16 protein-coding genes are annotated in these 17278 nt (G+C 56.2%); 12 read left to right on the plus strand and 4 right to left on the minus strand.

Annotated features, from left to right (window positions below; all coding sequences use genetic code 11):
• Window positions 1–28: 28 nt before the first annotated feature.
• A complete protein-coding gene (gene fadL / locus AC007G_RS08710; RefSeq protein ID WP_032686613.1) occupies window positions 29–1351 on the minus strand; it encodes a long-chain fatty acid transporter FadL in 1323 nt (440 codons plus the stop codon).
• A gap of 371 nt (window positions 1352–1722) precedes the next feature.
• On the opposite strand from fadL, the gene AC007G_RS08715 reads away from it, so the two are divergent.
• The 4 genes from AC007G_RS08715 (at window position 1723) to sixA (ending at window position 6315) form a co-directional block, all read left to right on the plus strand.
• Window positions 1723–2007, plus strand: coding sequence for a YfcZ/YiiS family protein (locus tag AC007G_RS08715; protein WP_032686614.1), 285 nt, complete (start codon window positions 1723–1725; stop codon window positions 2005–2007).
• Between the two features lie 158 nt (window positions 2008–2165).
• The gene (gene fadI, locus AC007G_RS08720; RefSeq protein WP_049265702.1) at window positions 2166–3476 is read left to right on the plus strand and encodes an acetyl-CoA C-acyltransferase FadI; all 1311 of its coding nucleotides are present in this window, start codon (window positions 2166–2168) and stop codon (window positions 3474–3476) included.
• Window positions 3476–5620: a fatty acid oxidation complex subunit alpha FadJ gene (fadJ, locus tag AC007G_RS08725; protein ID WP_049265699.1), complete on the plus strand. Its 2145-nt coding sequence runs from the start codon at window positions 3476–3478 to the stop codon at window positions 5618–5620. The genes fadI and fadJ overlap by 1 nt, the downstream gene beginning before the upstream one ends.
• A gap of 209 nt (window positions 5621–5829) precedes the next feature.
• A complete protein-coding gene (gene sixA, locus AC007G_RS08730) occupies window positions 5830–6315 on the plus strand; it encodes a phosphohistidine phosphatase SixA (protein WP_032699066.1) in 486 nt (161 codons plus the stop codon).
• Window positions 6316–6335: 20 nt separating this feature from the next.
• Here sixA and smrB read toward each other — a convergent pair whose 3' ends face one another.
• Window positions 6336–6887, minus strand: a complete 552-nt coding sequence (gene smrB, locus AC007G_RS08735; RefSeq protein ID WP_015583758.1) for an endonuclease SmrB — start codon at window positions 6885–6887, stop codon at window positions 6336–6338.
• 166 nt (window positions 6888–7053) lie between these two features.
• Here smrB and prmB point away from each other — a divergent pair, with 166 nt between their 5' ends.
• From prmB to AC007G_RS08765, 6 genes are read left to right on the plus strand one after another with little or no spacing between them, the layout of a single operon-like run.
• The gene (gene prmB, locus AC007G_RS08740; protein ID WP_015583759.1) at window positions 7054–7986 is read left to right on the plus strand and encodes a 50S ribosomal protein L3 N(5)-glutamine methyltransferase; all 933 of its coding nucleotides are present in this window, start codon (window positions 7054–7056) and stop codon (window positions 7984–7986) included.
• Between the two features lie 29 nt (window positions 7987–8015).
• Window positions 8016–9101: a chorismate synthase gene (gene aroC / locus AC007G_RS08745; protein ID WP_004865259.1), complete on the plus strand. Its 1086-nt coding sequence runs from the start codon at window positions 8016–8018 to the stop codon at window positions 9099–9101.
• Between the two features lie 3 nt (window positions 9102–9104).
• Complete coding sequence (gene mepA / locus AC007G_RS08750) at window positions 9105–9929, plus strand: penicillin-insensitive murein endopeptidase (RefSeq protein ID WP_004865256.1); 825 nt, start codon at window positions 9105–9107, stop codon at window positions 9927–9929.
• Window positions 9929–10738 carry a sulfite exporter TauE/SafE family protein gene (locus AC007G_RS08755; RefSeq protein ID WP_032686624.1) on the plus strand — a complete coding sequence of 270 codons (810 nt, stop codon included), beginning with the start codon at window positions 9929–9931 and terminating at the stop codon, window positions 10736–10738. The genes mepA and AC007G_RS08755 overlap by 1 nt, the downstream gene beginning before the upstream one ends.
• Window positions 10738–11286 (plus strand): elongation factor P hydroxylase, encoded by a 549-nt coding sequence (locus AC007G_RS08760; RefSeq protein WP_032695490.1) that lies wholly within the window; start codon window positions 10738–10740, stop codon window positions 11284–11286. The genes AC007G_RS08755 and AC007G_RS08760 overlap by 1 nt, the downstream gene beginning before the upstream one ends.
• 31 nt (window positions 11287–11317) lie before the next feature.
• The gene (locus AC007G_RS08765; protein WP_032686625.1) at window positions 11318–11593 is read left to right on the plus strand and encodes a YfcL family protein; all 276 of its coding nucleotides are present in this window, start codon (window positions 11318–11320) and stop codon (window positions 11591–11593) included.
• 109 nt (window positions 11594–11702) lie between these two features.
• Here the strand turns inward: AC007G_RS08765 and mnmC are convergent, their stop codons facing one another.
• Entirely contained in the window at window positions 11703–13691 is a 1989-nt protein-coding gene (gene mnmC / locus AC007G_RS08770) for a bifunctional tRNA (5-methylaminomethyl-2-thiouridine)(34)-methyltransferase MnmC2/FAD-dependent 5-carboxymethylaminomethyl-2-thiouridine(34) oxidoreductase MnmC1 (protein ID WP_142630020.1), read from the minus strand.
• A 158-nt stretch (window positions 13692–13849) separates the two neighbouring features.
• On the opposite strand from mnmC, the gene fabB reads away from it, so the two are divergent.
• Both fabB and AC007G_RS08780 read left to right on the plus strand, forming a co-directional pair.
• Window positions 13850–15067, plus strand: coding sequence for a beta-ketoacyl-ACP synthase I (fabB, locus tag AC007G_RS08775; protein WP_032686628.1), 1218 nt, complete (start codon window positions 13850–13852; stop codon window positions 15065–15067).
• Between the two features lie 216 nt (window positions 15068–15283).
• Window positions 15284–16459, plus strand: a complete 1176-nt coding sequence (locus tag AC007G_RS08780) for an MFS transporter (protein WP_032686629.1) — start codon at window positions 15284–15286, stop codon at window positions 16457–16459.
• A 15-nt stretch (window positions 16460–16474) separates the two neighbouring features.
• On the opposite strand, the gene AC007G_RS08785 is transcribed toward AC007G_RS08780, so the two are convergent.
• Window positions 16475–17194: a GntR family transcriptional regulator gene (locus AC007G_RS08785; protein WP_032686630.1), complete on the minus strand. Its 720-nt coding sequence runs from the start codon at window positions 17192–17194 to the stop codon at window positions 16475–16477.
• Between the last annotated feature and the right edge of the window lie 84 nt (window positions 17195–17278).

Here is a 17278-nt window from a genome sequence, read left to right on the forward strand (position 1 = left end):
TTACCCTTTTTTTATGCTGCCAGACCGATCAGAAGCGGTAGTTGAAGTTCGCGCCGTACAGCCAGGCGGTACCTTCAGAGCGGAAGGTATAAGGACCTTCTTTAATTTCTACGTGCTGACCGTGCATGTATGAAACACCCACGTCAACCGAAGCATCTTTGTTGAAGGCATAGGTGGTACCCGCGCTCAGCCACAGACGATCCTGATCCGGGATGGAGATAGAACGGGTGCTTGCAGGAACCGGGCTATCATCAAAGGCGATACCGGTACGGAAGGTCCAGTTATCGTCATAGTAATAGGTGGTACCCAGCGCAATACGGTAGGCGTCTTTAAAGCTTTCATCTTTATAGAACAGCGTCTCACCGTTGCTACCCGTTGCTTTCAGCTCCTGGAACTGACTCCAGCTGGTGTAGGTCAGGCTATAGTGGACCGCCCACTGCGGTGCAACGCGGTTATAGCCGGACAGTTCCCACATTTCAGGCAGGTTCAGCGTCAGAGAACCATCGGTAGTTTGACCGTTGGTGCCCGCCGGAAGCCCGAAGTTACCGAGGATCTGGTTGTATGCGGAAGGTAAGCTGCTTTTGTAATTACCGTCAAAGTCGATTTTCACTTCAGAACGATAGGTGAAGCCATAGCGGTTATTCTTATCCAGTTCATAAAGAATACCGGCGTTCCAGCCAAAGCCCCACGCGTTACCGTTGAGGTGAGCAATTTGCGTATCGGCAGGAATTTTCGATACCGGGCCGGCCAGCTGCGGCGGCAGCGCGCCAGAGCCCGCAACGATTTGCCCCAAATCGCCTGCATAGCGCTCAATCTTCGCTTTCGCATACACCGCATCAAACCCTAAGCCAAAGCTCCAGTGGCTGTCCAGGCGATAGGCGCCGCTCAGGTTGAAGTTGGCGGTGGTCAGGTCCGTTTTTCCGCCCATGCTGCCGGCGGCATAATCATCGGCGTACTCGGTCGCCAGACCATAGTTAGAGGTGATAGAGGCCCCCCAACCAAATTGATCGTTAATCGGCGATACAAAGTGGAAGTTAGGCACCCATGCGGTTGGCGCAATATTATCGGCGTTCAGGCTTTTGCCTGTTGGCGACTGGCCGGAAATATTGACGTTAGGGTCGACAAAGACCGCGCCCGCAGACATCGTCGGGCGATCGAACATCATAATCAATGCTGGGTTACGGCTGGCATTGCCCGCGTCGTCAGCAATTGCACCTTCACCGGAATAGGCGCGGCCCAGACCTGATGAAGAGAATTCATTTAACTGAAAGCCTGCTGACCAGGCCTGTGTTGAAACAAGTGCTACAGCCACTGCGAGGGCAGATTGGGTAAAGCGGGTTTTCTGGCTCATGCCCATAACCTCATTGAGTTATTTTTATTTAAACTATGTTACATGCCGTAACAGAAGCGCGAAGTGTAGGGTCTGCTTTACGACAGAGAAATCAGACCAGTGCGCTGAGTATAGGTCTGACCAGATGAGATGTTGCAAGTTTGTTTATGAGATTTTTCAGTTGTGATACGAAAAAAGCGATCCAGTTAGCAAAATTGGCCTCGTTCGCATTATCTAAACAGGGCATTTTTTGTTTTGGATCATTTTTAAGTGTGATTTCGGTCACTTAGGACTTTTGTCGCCATTAACGACTGGAGGCCGGGAGGCGCCGCGCGTAAAATAACCTCATTATTTGTCTGGCACCTTGAGTGCATATACAGAGGAAATCTACGATGAGTAAATGTAGTGCTGATGAAACCCCGGTTTGCTGCTGTATGGATGTTGGCACCATTATGGACAACACCGATTGCACCGCCTCTTACAGCCGGGTTTTTGCCAATCGCGCCGAAGCGGAACAAACTCTCGCCGCATTGACTGAGAAAGCACGAGGTGTGGAATCTGAACCGTGCAAAATTACCCCGACTTTTACCGACGTTGAAGGCGGAGTGCAGATGGATATCGATTTTGTCTTCTGCTGTGAAGCCGAAACGCTGATTTTCCAGCTTGGTCTGCGTTAATTTCTCCTCAACGCCCCTCCCTTCAGGGGCGTTATCTCCTGCTTTGTATGTGTTTTGGCTCCCACTTTTTCTCTTCGCTGATTGGCTTAATGTAAAAAATTAGTTAAAACTGTTATCAGGTCAGACCACTTGGTTTTATCGGTTAACAGGGGAAAGTCATGAGTCAGCCATTACCGCTTGTCACCCGTCAAGGCGATCGCATTGCCATTGTCAGCGGTTTACGTACGCCGTTTGCCCGCCAGGCCACGGTATTTCACGGTGTTCCCGCCGTTGATTTGGGAAAAATGGTTATCAGCGAAATGCTGGCTCGTAGCGATATTCCCCCGGAAATGATTGAGCAGCTGGTATTTGGCCAGGTGGTGCAGATGCCCGAAGCGCCAAATATTGCGCGCGAAATTGTGCTTGGCACCGGCATGAGCGTACACACCGATGCCTACAGCGTAAGTCGCGCCTGCGCCACCAGTTTTCAGGCGGTTGCCAACGTCGCGGAGAGCCTGATGGCGGGAACGATCCGCGCAGGTATTGCCGGCGGCGCCGACTCTTCATCCGTTCTGCCGATCGGCGTCAGTAAAAAGCTGGCCCGTACGCTGGTGGATGCCAATAAAGCGCGCACTCTCGGGCAGCGTCTGAAGCTCTTCTCCCGTTTACGCCTTCGCGATCTTTTACCGGTACCGCCTGCGGTGGCCGAGTATTCGACCGGGCTGCGGATGGGGGATACCGCAGAGCAAATGGCAAAAACATGGGGTATCACTCGCGAACAGCAGGACGCGCTGGCGCACCGTTCGCACCAGCTGGCGGCGAAAGCCTGGGAAGAGGGGAAACTGGCCTCTGAGGTGATGACCGCGTATGTGCCGCCGTTCCGTGTACCGCTGGAAAACGACAACAATATTCGTAAAAATTCAACCCTGGCTGATTACCAAAAGTTACGTCCGGCTTTTGACCGCAAGCATGGCACGGTCACTGCGGCAAACAGTACGCCGCTAACCGATGGTGCCGCGGCGGTGATCATGATGACCGAGTCTCAGGCCAAAGCGCTGGGCTTAACCCCGCTTGGCTACCTGCGCAGCTATGCCTTTACCGCCATCGATGTCCGCCAGGATATGCTGCTGGGGCCGGCGTGGTCAACGCCGCTGGCGCTGGAAAGAGCGGGACTGAGCCTGGCTGATTTAACGCTTATCGATATGCATGAGGCTTTTGCCGCGCAGACGCTGGCGAATCTTCAGTGCCTGGCCAGCGACCGCTTTGCCCGCGAGGTGCTTGGACGCTCGCAGGCGACCGGGGAAGTCGACGAAAGTAAATTCAATGTCCTCGGTGGTTCAATTGCTTACGGGCATCCTTTTGCTGCCACCGGCGCGAGGATGATTACCCAGACGCTGCATGAGCTGCGGCGCAGGGGGGGCGGATTTGGCCTGGTTACCGCCTGTGCGGCGGGTGGACTCGGCGCGGCGATGATTCTGGAGGTGGAATAATGGACATGGCATCGGCATTTACCCTCGATATTCGCCCGGATAACGTCGGCGTCATCACTATCGATTCGCCCGGTGAAAAGATGAATACCCTGAAGGCCGAATTTGGCCAGCAGGTGCGGGCGATCGTTCGCCAGATTCGTGATAATAAATCTCTGCGCGGCGTCGTGCTGATTTCCGCAAAACCGGACAATTTTATCGCCGGCGCGGATATCAATATGATTGCCCGCTGCGCCAGCGCTCAGGAAGCGGAAGCGCTCGCCCGCCAGGGGCAACAAATTATGGCGGAGATCCATGGGTTAGCGATTCCGGTGATCGCCGCCATCCACGGCGCCTGCCTGGGCGGCGGCCTTGAGCTGGCGCTGGCCTGCCATGGACGGGTATGCAGCGATGACGAGAAAACGCGTCTGGGTCTGCCTGAGGTCCAGCTGGGGCTGCTGCCTGGCTCCGGCGGCACTCAGAGATTACCCCGCCTGATCGGTGTCAGCAGCGCCCTGGAGATGATTCTGACCGGCAAGCAGCTTCGCGCGCGTCAGGCGTTAAAAGCGGGCCTGGTGGATGAGGTGGTTCCGCAATCGATTCTGCTGCAGACGGCGGTGGAGCTGGCGCTGAAAGGACGGCCGGCGAGCCGCAGTATGCCGATCCGCGAACGGGTGCTTGCCGGACCGCTGGGCCGTAATCTGCTGTTTCGGCTGGTGGGGAAAAAGACCCGACAGAAAACCCAGGGCAACTATCCTGCCGCCGAGCGCATTCTGCAGGTGATTGAAAATGGATTAGCTCACGGCTGTAGCAGCGGCTATGCCGAGGAAGCGCGTGCCTTCGGTGAGCTGGCGATGACTGCGCAGTCTCAGGCATTGCGATCGATATTCTTTGCCAGCACGGATTTGAAGAAAGATCGCGGCGCCGATGCGCAGGCCGGGCCACTGAATCGCATCGGCATTCTCGGTGGCGGTCTGATGGGCGGCGGGATTGCGTATGTTACCGCTTGCAAAGGCGGGCTTGCGGTGCGTATCAAAGATATTCAGGCACGGGGAATTAACCATGCGCTGAAATACAGCTGGGAACTGCTGGACAAGCAGGTGCGTCGCCGCTATCTGCGCGCCAGCGAACGGGATCGTCAGCTGGCGCTGATTTCCGGCACCACGGATTATCAGGGCTTCGCCCATCGCGATGTGGTTGTCGAGGCTGTCTTCGAGGATTTAGCTCTTAAACAGCGGATGGTGGCTGAGATCGAAGCACACTGCAGCCCGCAGACGATCTTTGCCTCCAATACCTCTTCGCTGCCCATCGGCGACATTGCGGCGCAGGCCAGCCGACCGGGGCAGGTGATTGGCCTGCATTTCTTCAGCCCGGTCGAGAAAATGCCGCTGGTTGAAGTGATCCCCCATCAGCATACCGATCCGCAGACGATTGCGACGGTAGTCAAGCTGGCCAAAATGCAGGGCAAAACGCCGATCGTTGTGGCTGATAAAGCGGGTTTCTACGTCAACCGTATTCTGGCGCCCTACATCAACGAAGCGATGCGCTTACTCATGGAAGGTGAGCCCATTGATCATATCGATAAGTCATTGGTGAAATTCGGCTTTCCGGTGGGGCCGATTCAACTGCTGGATGAGGTCGGAATTGATACCGGGACCAAAATTCTGCCGGTTCTGGAAGCCGCGTGGGGAGAACGTTTTAGCCCGCCTGCAAACATCATTGATGCGATCTTGAATGACGATCGCAAAGGGAGAAAAAATAACCGCGGTTTCTATCTTTATGAGCCAAAAGGGCGTACAAGCAAAAAACGACCCGATGCTGCGGTCTATTCGCTGCTGGGCGTTTCTGCTCCGCAGGCGCGCTTATCCGCCCGGCAGATAGCTGAGCGTTGCGTCATGATGATGCTTAACGAAGCCGCGCGCTGCTTCGATGAGCAGGTCATCCGCGGCGCCCGCGATGGCGACATTGGCGCGGTGTTCGGTATTGGCTTCCCGCCGTTTCTTGGCGGCCCGTTCCGTTATATGGATCAACTCGGGGCGAGTGAAGTTGTTGCCATCTTGCAACGTCTGGCCGCTCAGTACGGCCCACGGTTTACCCCATGCGAAAATTTATTGCGCATGGCCGGGCAGGGGGCAACCTTTTGGCCCGCTGCTGAACGGACGACCTAAGTTCTGGTCAAAGAAGATAAATCCGGCGATGAATGACGCTGTTGGTTGGCTGTTTTGTAAACGATCATTGACTATACTTACGCCATTGAGGTAAAAAACAGCGTTTCATTCGTTGGATGAATCAGGCACAATGCCCGGCCACCGGGTCGACTGCGTGCTATCTACGCAGGTAAGACTGCGGTGCTTCTGGTTAACAAAAGCGGTGCAATATGCAAGTTTTTATCATGCGTCACGGCGACGCTGCCCTCGATGCAGCCAGTGACTCGGTTCGTCCCTTAACCGTTTGTGGTTGTGACGAGTCCCGTCAGATGGCAACCTGGCTGAAAGGTCAAAAAGTGGATATTGAACGGGTTCTTGTCAGTCCTTACCTGCGTGCTGAACAGACGTTGGATGTGGTAAGAGAGTGCATGGACCTGCCTGAAAATGTCGACGTGATGCCGGAGCTCACGCCGTGTGGCGATGTTGGCATGGTCAGCGCCTGGCTTCAGACGCTGGCCAATGAAGGTGTTTCAACGGTGCTGGTGGTTTCGCACCTGCCGCTGGTGGGGTACCTCGTCTCAGAGCTGTGCCCGGGAGAAACTCCCCCGATGTTCACCACTTCGGCTATTGCCTGTGTCACCCTTGATGCCGATGGCAAGGGCGAGTTCAACTGGCAGATGAGCCCCTGCAATCTGAAGATGGCGAAGGCTATCTGACTCCCCCCGGAGCATCCGTATTACGGAAGCTCCGGCGGCTGCCACTCTTCAACTTCAATCAGCACCAGCAGTGCGGCGTCTCCGCCGTACTCTTTTGGCGCCTGATGAAAAGCCATGATGTGCGGATGTTGCGCAAGCCAGAGCGGCGTTTGCTGCTTGAGGATATGTTTGCCGTGCCCGTGCATCACGCAGGCGCAAAAGACATGTTCGCGACGACAGGCGGCGATCAGCGCCCCCAGCTCCTGCTTAGCCTGCTGCTGGGTCAACCCGTGCAGATCGAGAAACAGCTCCGGCGAATAATCGCCGCGGCGCAGTTTTTTCAGTTCAAAATGGCTCACGTCCGGACGGACATATTTGACCGCCCCTTCGGTATTCAGCAGCGGCTGAAATTCATCGGAAAAATAGTGGCTGTTATCGGCCTGCTCCTGAAGTAAGCGTTTTGGCGGTACCTCGGTGATTTTCTTGCGCAGCGGGCGGTGCACGATGGTGTCTTGCTTAATCTGACGCGTGCCGGTCATTAACTGGCGGAACAACGCCTGATCCTCGTCGCTTAGCGATGTTTTCTTTTTCATTGCCCACTCTCATCATTTCTTTTCGCTAGTTTACCCGACTCGGCCTGTATTCAGGCAAGCAAAACGTATTTTTCCCCGTCCGCCTGACGTAAGAATGCTGATTTATCGCCGTCTTCGTGGCAAACTAGCCGCCGAATTTACAGTAGAGCGTGTCCTGGAGGATGGCGTGGATAAAATTTTTGTTGATGAAGCGGTCAATGAGCTGCATACCATTCAGGACATGCTGCGTTGGGCGGTCAGTCGTTTCAGCGCGGCGAATATCTGGTACGGCCATGGCACGGACAACCCGTGGGATGAGGCGCTGCAGTTGGTATTGCCATCGCTCTACCTGCCGCTGGATATTCCGGAGGATATGCACTCCGCGCGTCTGACTTCCAGCGAAAAACACCGCATCGTTGAGCGCGTGATACGCCGGATCAACGAACGTATTCCGGTTGCCTATTTGACCAATAAAGCCTGGTTCTGCGGCCATGAATTTTTCGTGGACGAACGTGTGCTGGTGCCGCGTTCTCCGATCGGTGAGCTTATCAATAATCACTTCGCCGGCCTGATTGACCATCAACCGCAGCACATTCTGGATATGTGCACCGGCAGCGGCTGTATTGCGATCGCCTGCGCTTACTCTTTCCCGGAAGCGGAAGTGGACGCGGTGGATATCTCCGTTGACGCGCTGGCCGTTGCCGAGCAGAACGTTGAAGCGCACGGCCTGATCCATCAGGTCACGCCGATTCGTTCCGACCTGTTCCGCGATCTGCCGAAAGTGCAGTACGACCTTATCGTCACCAACCCGCCGTACGTTGACGAAGAAGATATGTCCGATCTGCCGGGCGAATATCGTCATGAGCCGGTACTGGGTCTGGCTTCCGGCAGCGATGGTCTGAAGCTGACGCGCCGTATCCTCGGTAATGCGCCGGATTATCTCAGCGACGACGGTATTCTGATTTGTGAAGTCGGTAACAGCATGGTACATCTGATTGAGCAGTATCCGGACGTGCCGTTTACCTGGCTTGAGTTTGAAAATGGCGGGGATGGCGTGTTCATGCTGACCAAACCACAGCTGATCGCCGCCCGCGCGCATTTCGGCATTTATAAAGACTAAAAACAACACGCAAACATGACGGAGCCGTGATGGCAGGAAACACAATTGGACAACTCTTTCGCGTCACTACCTTCGGCGAGTCGCACGGTCTGGCGCTGGGCTGCATTGTTGACGGAGTGCCGCCGGGCATTCCGCTGACGGAAGCCGATCTGCAGCACGATCTGGATCGTCGTCGTCCGGGTACCTCGCGCTACACCACGCAGCGCCGTGAACCGGATCAGGTGAAGATCCTTTCCGGCGTCTTCGAAGGCGTGACGACCGGGACCAGCATTGGTCTGCTGATTGAGAATACCGATCAGCGTTCTCAGGATTACGGCGCGATTAAAGACGTTTTCCGTCCTGGGCACGCTGACTATACCTACGAGCAGAAATACGGCCTGCGCGATTATCGCGGCGGCGGACGTTCCTCAGCGCGTGAAACCGCGATGCGGGTGGCGGCTGGCGCGATTGCCAAGAAATACCTCGCGGAAAAATTCGGCATTGTTATCCGCGGCTGTTTGACCCAGATGGGCGATATTCCTCTGGCGATCAAAGACTGGGAACAGGTTGAACAAAACCCGTTCTTCTGTCCGGATCCGGATAAAATTGAAGCGCTTGATGAACTGATGCGCGGCCTGAAAAAAGAGGGCGACTCCATCGGAGCTAAAGTGACCGTGGTCGCGGACGGCGTGCCTCCGGGGCTCGGTGAGCCGGTATTCGACCGTCTGGATGCCGACATTGCCCATGCGCTGATGAGCATCAATGCGGTGAAGGGCGTGGAAATTGGCGATGGTTTTGAGGTAGTGAAACTGCGCGGCAGCCAAAATCGCGATGAAATCACCAAAAACGGTTTCCAGAGCAACCATGCGGGCGGCATTCTTGGCGGTATCAGCAGCGGTCAGCAGATCGTCGCGAATATCGCGCTGAAGCCGACCTCCAGCATCACCGTACCGGGTCATACGATTAACCGTCACGGTGAAGAAGTCGAGATGATCACCAAAGGTCGCCACGATCCTTGCGTGGGCATCCGTGCGGTGCCGATCGCGGAAGCCATGCTGGCGATCGTGCTAATGGATCACTTTATGCGTCAACGCGCGCAAAATGGCGACGTGACGACATCAATTCCACGCTGGTAATCGATGAAAAAAACCGTTATCGCTCTGCTGGCGCTGGTCGCCAGCTCTGCCTGCCTTGCGGCGACGCCGTGGCAAAAAATCACCCAGCCGATTAGCGGCAGCGCGCAGTCAATTGGCGCATTTGCCAACGGCTGTATTGTCGGCGCGCAGGCGCTGCCGCTGAGCGCGACCAGTTACCAGGTCATGCGCACCGACCAGCGCCGCTACTTCGGCCATCCGGACCTGATCCAGTTTATTCAGCGCCTGGGCAATCAGGTGCAGAGTCAGGGCATGGGGACGTTGCTGATTGGCGATATGGGGATGCCAGCGGGCGGACGCTTTAACGGCGGTCATGCCAGTCACCAGAGCGGGCTGGATGTTGATATTTTCCTTCAGCTCCCGCAGACGCGCTGGAGTTCAGCGCAGCTCCTGAAACCGCAGGCGCTGGATCTGGTGGCTCGCGACGGCAAGCGCGTGGTGCCGTCGCTGTGGAGCCCGCAAATCAGTCATCTGATTAAACTGGCGGCAGAAGATAACGACGTCACGCGTATCTTTGTTAACCCGGCAATCAAACAGCAGCTCTGCCTCGATGCTGGCAACGATCGCGGGTGGCTACGCAAAGTCCGGCCATGGTTCCAGCATCGCGCACATATGCATGTTCGTCTGCGCTGCCCGGCGGGCAGCCTGGAGTGCGAAGAACAGGCGCCACCGCCGCCAGGCGATGGCTGCGGAGCCGAGCTACAAAGCTGGTTTGAACCCCCAAAACCCGGAACAACCTCTCCTGTGAAGAAGACGCCGCCTCCGCTGCCGCCTTCCTGCCAGGCGCTACTGGATGAGCATGTGCTGTAATGGAAAGCTTTATTGAGCTGTTTATGGTGTCGCCGACGGTACTGGTGGCGCTTTTTTTCGTGGCTATTCTGGCGGGATTTATTGACTCCCTGGCGGGCGGCGGCGGGTTACTGACGGTTCCGGCGCTGATGGCGGCAGGGCTGCCTCCGGCGCAGGCGCTGGCGACAAACAAGCTGCAGGCCTGCGGGGGATCGCTTTCTGCTTCGCTCTATTTTATCCGCCGCAAGGTGGTGAACCTGGCGGATCAGAAGCTCAATATCCTGATGACGTTTATCGGCTCAACCGCCGGTGCGCTGCTGGTGCAGCACGTCCAGTCCGATATTCTGCGCCAGATCCTGCCGGTGCTGGTGATCGGCATTGGCCTGTACTTCCTGCTGATGCCAAAATTAGGCGAAGCAGACCGTCAGCGTCGGCTGTACGGCCTGCCGTTTGCCCTGATCGCCGGCGGCTGCGTGGGTTTTTATGATGGTTTCTTCGGCCCTGGCGCGGGTTCTTTCTACGCGCTGGCTTTCGTCACTCTTGCCGGGTTTAACCTCGCCAAATCAACCGCTCACGCCAAAGTGCTGAACGCGACCTCTAACGTCGGTGGGCTATTGCTGTTTATCATTGGCGGCAAAGTGATTTGGGCGACCGGTTTCGTGATGATGGCGGGGCAGTTTATTGGCGCTCGCGCCGGTTCACGTCTGGTTCTGAGTAAAGGACAATCGTTGATTCGTCCGATGATTGTGGTTGTCTCCGCCGTGATGAGCGCGAAACTTCTTTATGACAGCCACGGTGCTGAAATTCTTCAGTGGTTGGGAATTCATTAATGCAACAGCAACACCATTATCAGCAACTGATCGCTATCTTTGACAGCTGCTTTGCCGATGATTTTAATACCCGTCTGATTAAAGGCGATGACGAACCGATCTATCTTCCGGCAGATAGCGACGTGCCGTATAACCGCATTGTGTTTGCCCATGGTTTTTACGCCAGCGGCCTGCATGAGATTTCTCACTGGTGCATCGCGGGCAAAGCGCGTCGCGAGCAGGTTGATTTCGGCTACTGGTACTGCCCGGATGGCCGTGATGCCATGACCCAGTGTCAGTTTGAAGATGTTGAGGTGAAACCGCAGGCGCTGGACTGGCTGTTTTGCGTGGCGGCAGGTTTTCCGTTTAACGTGAGCTGTGACAATCTGGAAGGCGACTTCGAACCTGACCGCATTGCCTTTCAGCGGCGAGTTCATGCCCAGGTTATGACCTTGCTGGAGCAAGGGATCCCTGAACGTCCGGCGCGGTTTATCCGCGCGTTACAAGAATATTATCAGACGCCGCCACTGACGGCAGAACAATTCCCGTGGCCGGAAGACCTGCAATAAAGCCACGTTTGACACTAGAAGAGGAAAGACAATGCTCGCGGAGTTTGAATCACGCATTCTGGCGTTGATTGATGAAATGGTAGACCACGCCAGTGATGATGAACTGTTTGCCAGCGGCTATCTGCGCGGCCACCTGACGCTGGCGGTAGCCGAGCTGGAAGGAGGGGACGATCACTCTGCGAAAGCAATCAACGATCGGGTGGTGCGCAGCCTGGAGAAAGCGATCGGCGCAGGCGAACTGTCGCCGCCGGACCAGATTCTGGTGCAGGGAATGTGGAATAACTTATATCAGCGGGCAAAGCAATAATCCCCTGACCGCCTGGCCTGAAAAAGCGGCCAGGCGGCGCGACACCGGGTATCATCCTGATGTCGCGCTGCTTTTTGCCTCCAACCGACGGCGGTCGCCGCCGCCCGGCTTATTTCACCGCTTTTCCCTTCAGCAGTTTCCGCACCCATAATCGATTCGGATTCAACGCCGCCAGCGTCTCTCGGTCCAGCGGCAGCGGTTCGTGACTCATCTGCGCCGCCAGTACTTCCGCTGTCAATGGGGCGGAGCATAGTCCGCGCGAACCCAGCGCCCCCAGCACGAACAGATTGCGGTAAACCGGTGCCGTCGGCGCCTGCGCTTTGTGTTCGGCCAGCGTCGCGTACTGCGCTAACGTGGCGTCATAATCCGGTACATTTCCCACCATCGGTAAGTGATCCCGGGTGGCGCAACGCACGCCGCAGCGGGCGTCATTTCCACGGGTATCCACGTCCTGCGCCCATGCTGCCTGCGGGAAGCAGTCGATCAGTCGTTGACGGTTTTGCTGTTGATCATCGGCGCTAAAGGTCGCCTCCGTCTGTCCGCGGTGGTAGCTGGCGCCGATGCAGTGCTGCTGATAACGTGGATTTTGTGGCGTCAGGTAGCCGTCGTAGCACAATACCTGGCGCAAAGCTGACAGCGCAGGCGTGGTCGGAATATGGCTCACCTGTCCTCCCACCGGATATGCCGGCAATCGCGCAGTCTGAGGGAAGTCGGTCAGATGATGGCCGTTTGCCAGTACGACCACCTCATGACGCAGCTGCGCATTGAGCTGCCAGCCGTCATGGTCAGCAGTAAGCGTTGTGACCTTAACGTTATATCGGGTGCGCAGGCCCCGTGTTGCCGCCAGCGCAAAAAGTTCTGCCGTCAGCTGCTGCGGATAGAGCCAGCCCCCGGAGGGATAGGTGATGCCACCGCAGCCGGTTTCCACGCCGGCGATCTGCGCGACAGTTTGCGCGCTGACGGCCGCAGCAATCTCTGCCGGCAGCTCGAGTGCCAGCATCTGCGCGATTTTCTGTTCGCTCTTCTCGTCCCAGGCAAGCTGGGTGACGCCGCACCACTGATGGTCGAACATGATCGGAAGGGCGTCATACAGGCGGCGGGCGAAGGTAAATGCCGCCGGAAAGAAGCGGGCCAGCGCCGGATCGTGCTGGCTAAGCAGAGGATAGAGCGCGCCCTGACGGTTACCGGATGCGCCTTCAGCCGGTGCGTTATCGGCGCAGTATAAGGTGACTTGCCAGCCGCGGCGGAGCAGCGCGAGCGCAAGCAGGGCGCTGGCGATACCGCCGCCGATAATCGCCGCATCGCGTTGCTGGCTGCCGGTTCGCGCAAACCAGGGCGTGCGGGCGGGGATATTCAGCGTCCGGGCCATTTCACCGATCAGCATTTCACGTTTGCGGCCGAACCCTTTGCGTTTCTGCATGGTAAAGCCCGCTTCCTGCAGGCCGCGACGGACAAAACCGGCGGAGGTAAAGGTGGCCAGCGTGCCGCCCGGTCTGGCCAGGCGGGCCATTGCCCCGAACAGCTCCGGTGTCCACATATCCGGATTTTTCGCCGGGGCGAAACCATCAAGAAACCAGGCGTCGACCTGCTGATTCAGCGAATCATCGAGCTCGTGGGTCAGCGTATTGATATCCCCGAACCACAAATCCAGCGTGATGCGCCCGTCATCCAGCAGCAGGCGATGGCAACCAGCGATCGCCTGCGGCCACTGCGCCTGCAATTGTTCTGCCCACGGCGCCAGTTCCGGCCAGTGTTGATGAGCCCGCCGTAGATCGGCGGAGGTCAGCGGAAATTTTTCGAAACTGATGAAATGTAATCTTTGCAGGGTAGCTTCAGGATTATCACGGCGAAAAACATCAAACGCCTGCCAAAGCGTCAGGAAGTTGAGACCGGTGCCGAATCCGCTCTCGGCGACCACAAACAGCGGGTGTGGATGGACCGGGAAGCGTGCATCGAGGCGGTTGCCGCCGAGGAAAACGTAGCGCGTCTCTTCCAGACCATTGTCATTGGAAAAGTACACGTCATCGAAATCTCGGGAAACAGGTGTACCCTCAGCGTTGAATTCCAGGTTGGCAGGTTGTATGGCGTTTTGTTTCACGTAAGTTACTCGAATCTCAAGGCGTAGAACGATCTTAACGATGTGTGCCGGGGGGCGCAAATTTATACACAAAATGGCTGATCGGACTTGTTCGGCGTACAAGTGTACGCTATTGTGCGACTCGAAACTTAAAATAGTGTGACTTACAGAGGTATTGAATGAAACGTGCAGTGATTACTGGCCTGGGCATCGTTTCCAGCATCGGTAACAACCAGCAGGAAGTCCTGGAATCTCTGCGTGAAGGGCGCTCGGGGATCACTTTCTCTCAAGAATTCAAAGATTCTGGTATGCGCAGCCACGTGTGGGGTAACGTTAAACTGGACACCACAGGTCTTATCGACCGCAAAGTGGTCCGTTTCATGAACGATGCCTCTATCTATGCTTATCTCTCTATGCAGCAGGCTGTAGCCGATGCTGGACTGAAAGAAGAAGTTTATCAAAACAACCCTCGCGTGGGTCTGATTGCCGGTTCCGGCGGTTCTTCTAAATCTCAGGTGTTTGGCGCAGATGCGATGCGTAGCCCGCGCGGCCTGAAAGCAGTGGGTCCTTATGTTGTGACCAAAGCGATGGCTTCTGCGGTATCCGCTTGCCTCGCCACGCCGTTCAAAATCCACGGTGTGAACTATTCTATCAGCTCCGCTTGCGCGACATCAGCTCACTGTATCGGCAGCGCGGTTGAACAAATTCAGCTTGGCAAACAGGATATCGTTTTTGCTGGCGGCGGCGAAGAGCTGTGCTGGGAAATGGCCTGTGAATTCGACGCCATGGGTGCACTGTCCACCAAATACAACGAAACGCCGGATAAAGCGTCCCGCACTTATGATACGCACCGCGACGGTTTTGTTATCGCCGGCGGCGGCGGTATGGTTGTGGTTGAGGAGCTGGAGCATGCTCTGGCGCGCGGCGCGCACATTTATGCGGAAGTGGTCGGCTACGGCGCAACTTCTGATGGCGCGGACATGGTTGCTCCGTCTGGTGAAGGCGCAGTGCGTTGTATGAAACAGGCGATGGCCGGTGTAGACACGCCGATTGACTACCTGAACTCCCACGGCACCTCGACTCCGGTCGGCGACGTGAAAGAACTGGGCGCCATTCGCGAAGTCTTCGGCGACCACAGCCCGGCTATCTCCGCGACCAAAGCGATGACCGGCCACTCCCTGGGCGCCGCGGGCGTGCAGGAAGCGATCTACTCTCTGCTGATGCTGGAACATGGCTTTATTGCGCCAAGCATTAACATCGAAGAGATGGATGAGCAGGCGGCGGGTCTGAACATCGTCACCAAACCGACCGAACAAGCGCTGACGACCGTGATGTCCAACAGCTTCGGTTTCGGCGGCACCAACGCCACGCTGGTCATGCGTAAACACAAGGCATAATCGGCTGGTTATTCAACCGATATGTAAAAAGGGAGCCTGCGGGCTCCCTTTTTTGTCGTCTTGACAGAGCCGGACCTCTACAGGCAAACTGCTGCGAAACATTATCACCCCGGTAATGCGTAAGCGTTTAACGTCAACCAACGCGCCTTAACCCTGATAATCAGGTGGAGGGGGCGTGGCTACTACCTCGCCTTACTCTGCGAACTGGAGTAAAGCATGTCCGCAGCAACTGAAACAACAAATACCTCTTCAGCGAATATTCCATTATTTCGTATTACCTTTGCCGTTTTTCTGACCTATATGACCGTTGGCCTGCCGCTACCCGTGATCCCGCTCTTTGTCCACCATGAGCTGGGCTTCGGCAACACGATGGTGGGCGTAGCGGTGGGCATTCAGTTTCTGGCGACGGTGCTGACCCGCGGCTATGCCGGTCGTCTGGCCGATCAGCATGGTGCAAAGCGCTCGGTGCTGCAGGGCATGTTAGCCTGCGCATTAGCCGGGGCGGCGTGGCTGCTGGCCGCGTTACTGCCGGTTTCCGTGCTGGTAAAATTTGCGCTGCTGGTGCTGGGGCGTTTGATCCTCGGATTTGGTGAAAGCCAGCTGTTGACCGGAAACCTGAGCTGGGGACTGGGGCTGGTTGGCCCTGCGCGTTCAGGCAAGGTCATGTCCTGGAACGGGATGGCGATGTACGGCTCATTGGCCGTGGGCGCGCCGCTGGGACTGATGATCTACTCACACTTTGGCGTTGTGGTTCTCGCCTGCGTCACGATGGGACTACCGCTGCTGGCGCTGGCCATCAATGGTACGGTCAGTAAAGTTCCGGCGCACGGGGGCGAACGGCCATCGTTATGGAGCGTCGTCGGTATGATCTGGCGCCCGGGTATCGGCCTGGGGCTGCAAGGGGTGGGATTTGCCGTGATTGGCACCTTTGTCTCACTCTATTTCGCCAGCCGCGGCTGGGCGATGGCAGGCTTCACGCTGACCGCGTTCGGCGGCGCCTTTGTGCTGATGCGTATTCTGTTTGGCTGGATGCCGGACCGTTTTGGCGGCGTAAAGGTAGCGATGGTGTCGCTGCTGATCGAGGCCATTGGCCTGACGCTGCTGTGGCTGGCGCCGAGCGCCTGGGTTGCCCTGGCCGGGGCGGCGCTGACCGGTTGCGGCTGCTCGCTCATCTTCCCGTCCCTCGGCGTTGAAGTTGTCAAACGCGTACCGGCTCAGGTTCGCGGTACCGCGCTCGGCGGCTTTGCGGCCTTTCAGGATATTTCATACGGTGTCACCGGCCCGCTTGCCGGGCTGCTTGCCACATCGCTGGGCTACTCTTCTGTCTTTCTGGCGGGCGCAATATGCGCGGTGCTGGGCATGCTCATGACGCTGTTCTCCCTACGTCGATAACGCGATTCCCGGTCTTCAGCGAGGGAGACCGGGGGCTTTGCGTGGAAGGTAATACTTCACCTGAAACTCAAACATGTTGGTATAGAGAATGGAATAGTCTATCGGCTGATGCTGCTCATCAATCGCCTGGGTTTGCATTTTGATGATCGGATCTTTGGGGCTGATATGCAGCAGCGTGGCCAGTTCCGGAGAGGGAAGTATCGGCACTATGGATTCGTAGCAACCGTCAATGCGTATCCCGCATTCGTTTTCGATATACGAGAACTTCGACTTTTTCATATGGGCGATGGTCAGGTCAGGAAAGCGCGTTGCCGAGAGCCAGGTTTCTTCTAATTGCATCGCAATGCTATCGATAAAACGCAATCTTTTAGCATAATATACAGGTTCACCGTGCTGTAACTGCAAAGCTTTTGCGATTTCTTCTGATGCGGTTTGCAATTCAAATTTGAGAATTTGGCTAGAGGGCGTTTTACCTTCATTGCGGGCAATTTCGGTAAAACTGTCTAAATGCGTTACCGACGCCTGGAAATGTTTATTTCTAATCCAGGTTCCCGAACCGTGTCTCCGTTCGATTAAACCCTCCTCCTCCAGAGTCTTTAGCGCCTTACGCAGTGTATTTCGCGAAACATCATAAAGTTCTGCTAATTCTTTTTCTGATGGCAGAAGATCGCCAATGCTATAGAGCGGGCTATTAATTTTGTTTTTCAGTAAATTAACTACATTTTTATAAACCACTTTTGAACCTCAATAATCCCTTTTAAAACATTGGGTTGTCGTTGTGTGTCGTTAAATTTACGCTAACACGTTCATTTTTTTCCT

It is taken from the genome of Klebsiella sp. CSG-1, from assembly GCF_056521145.1.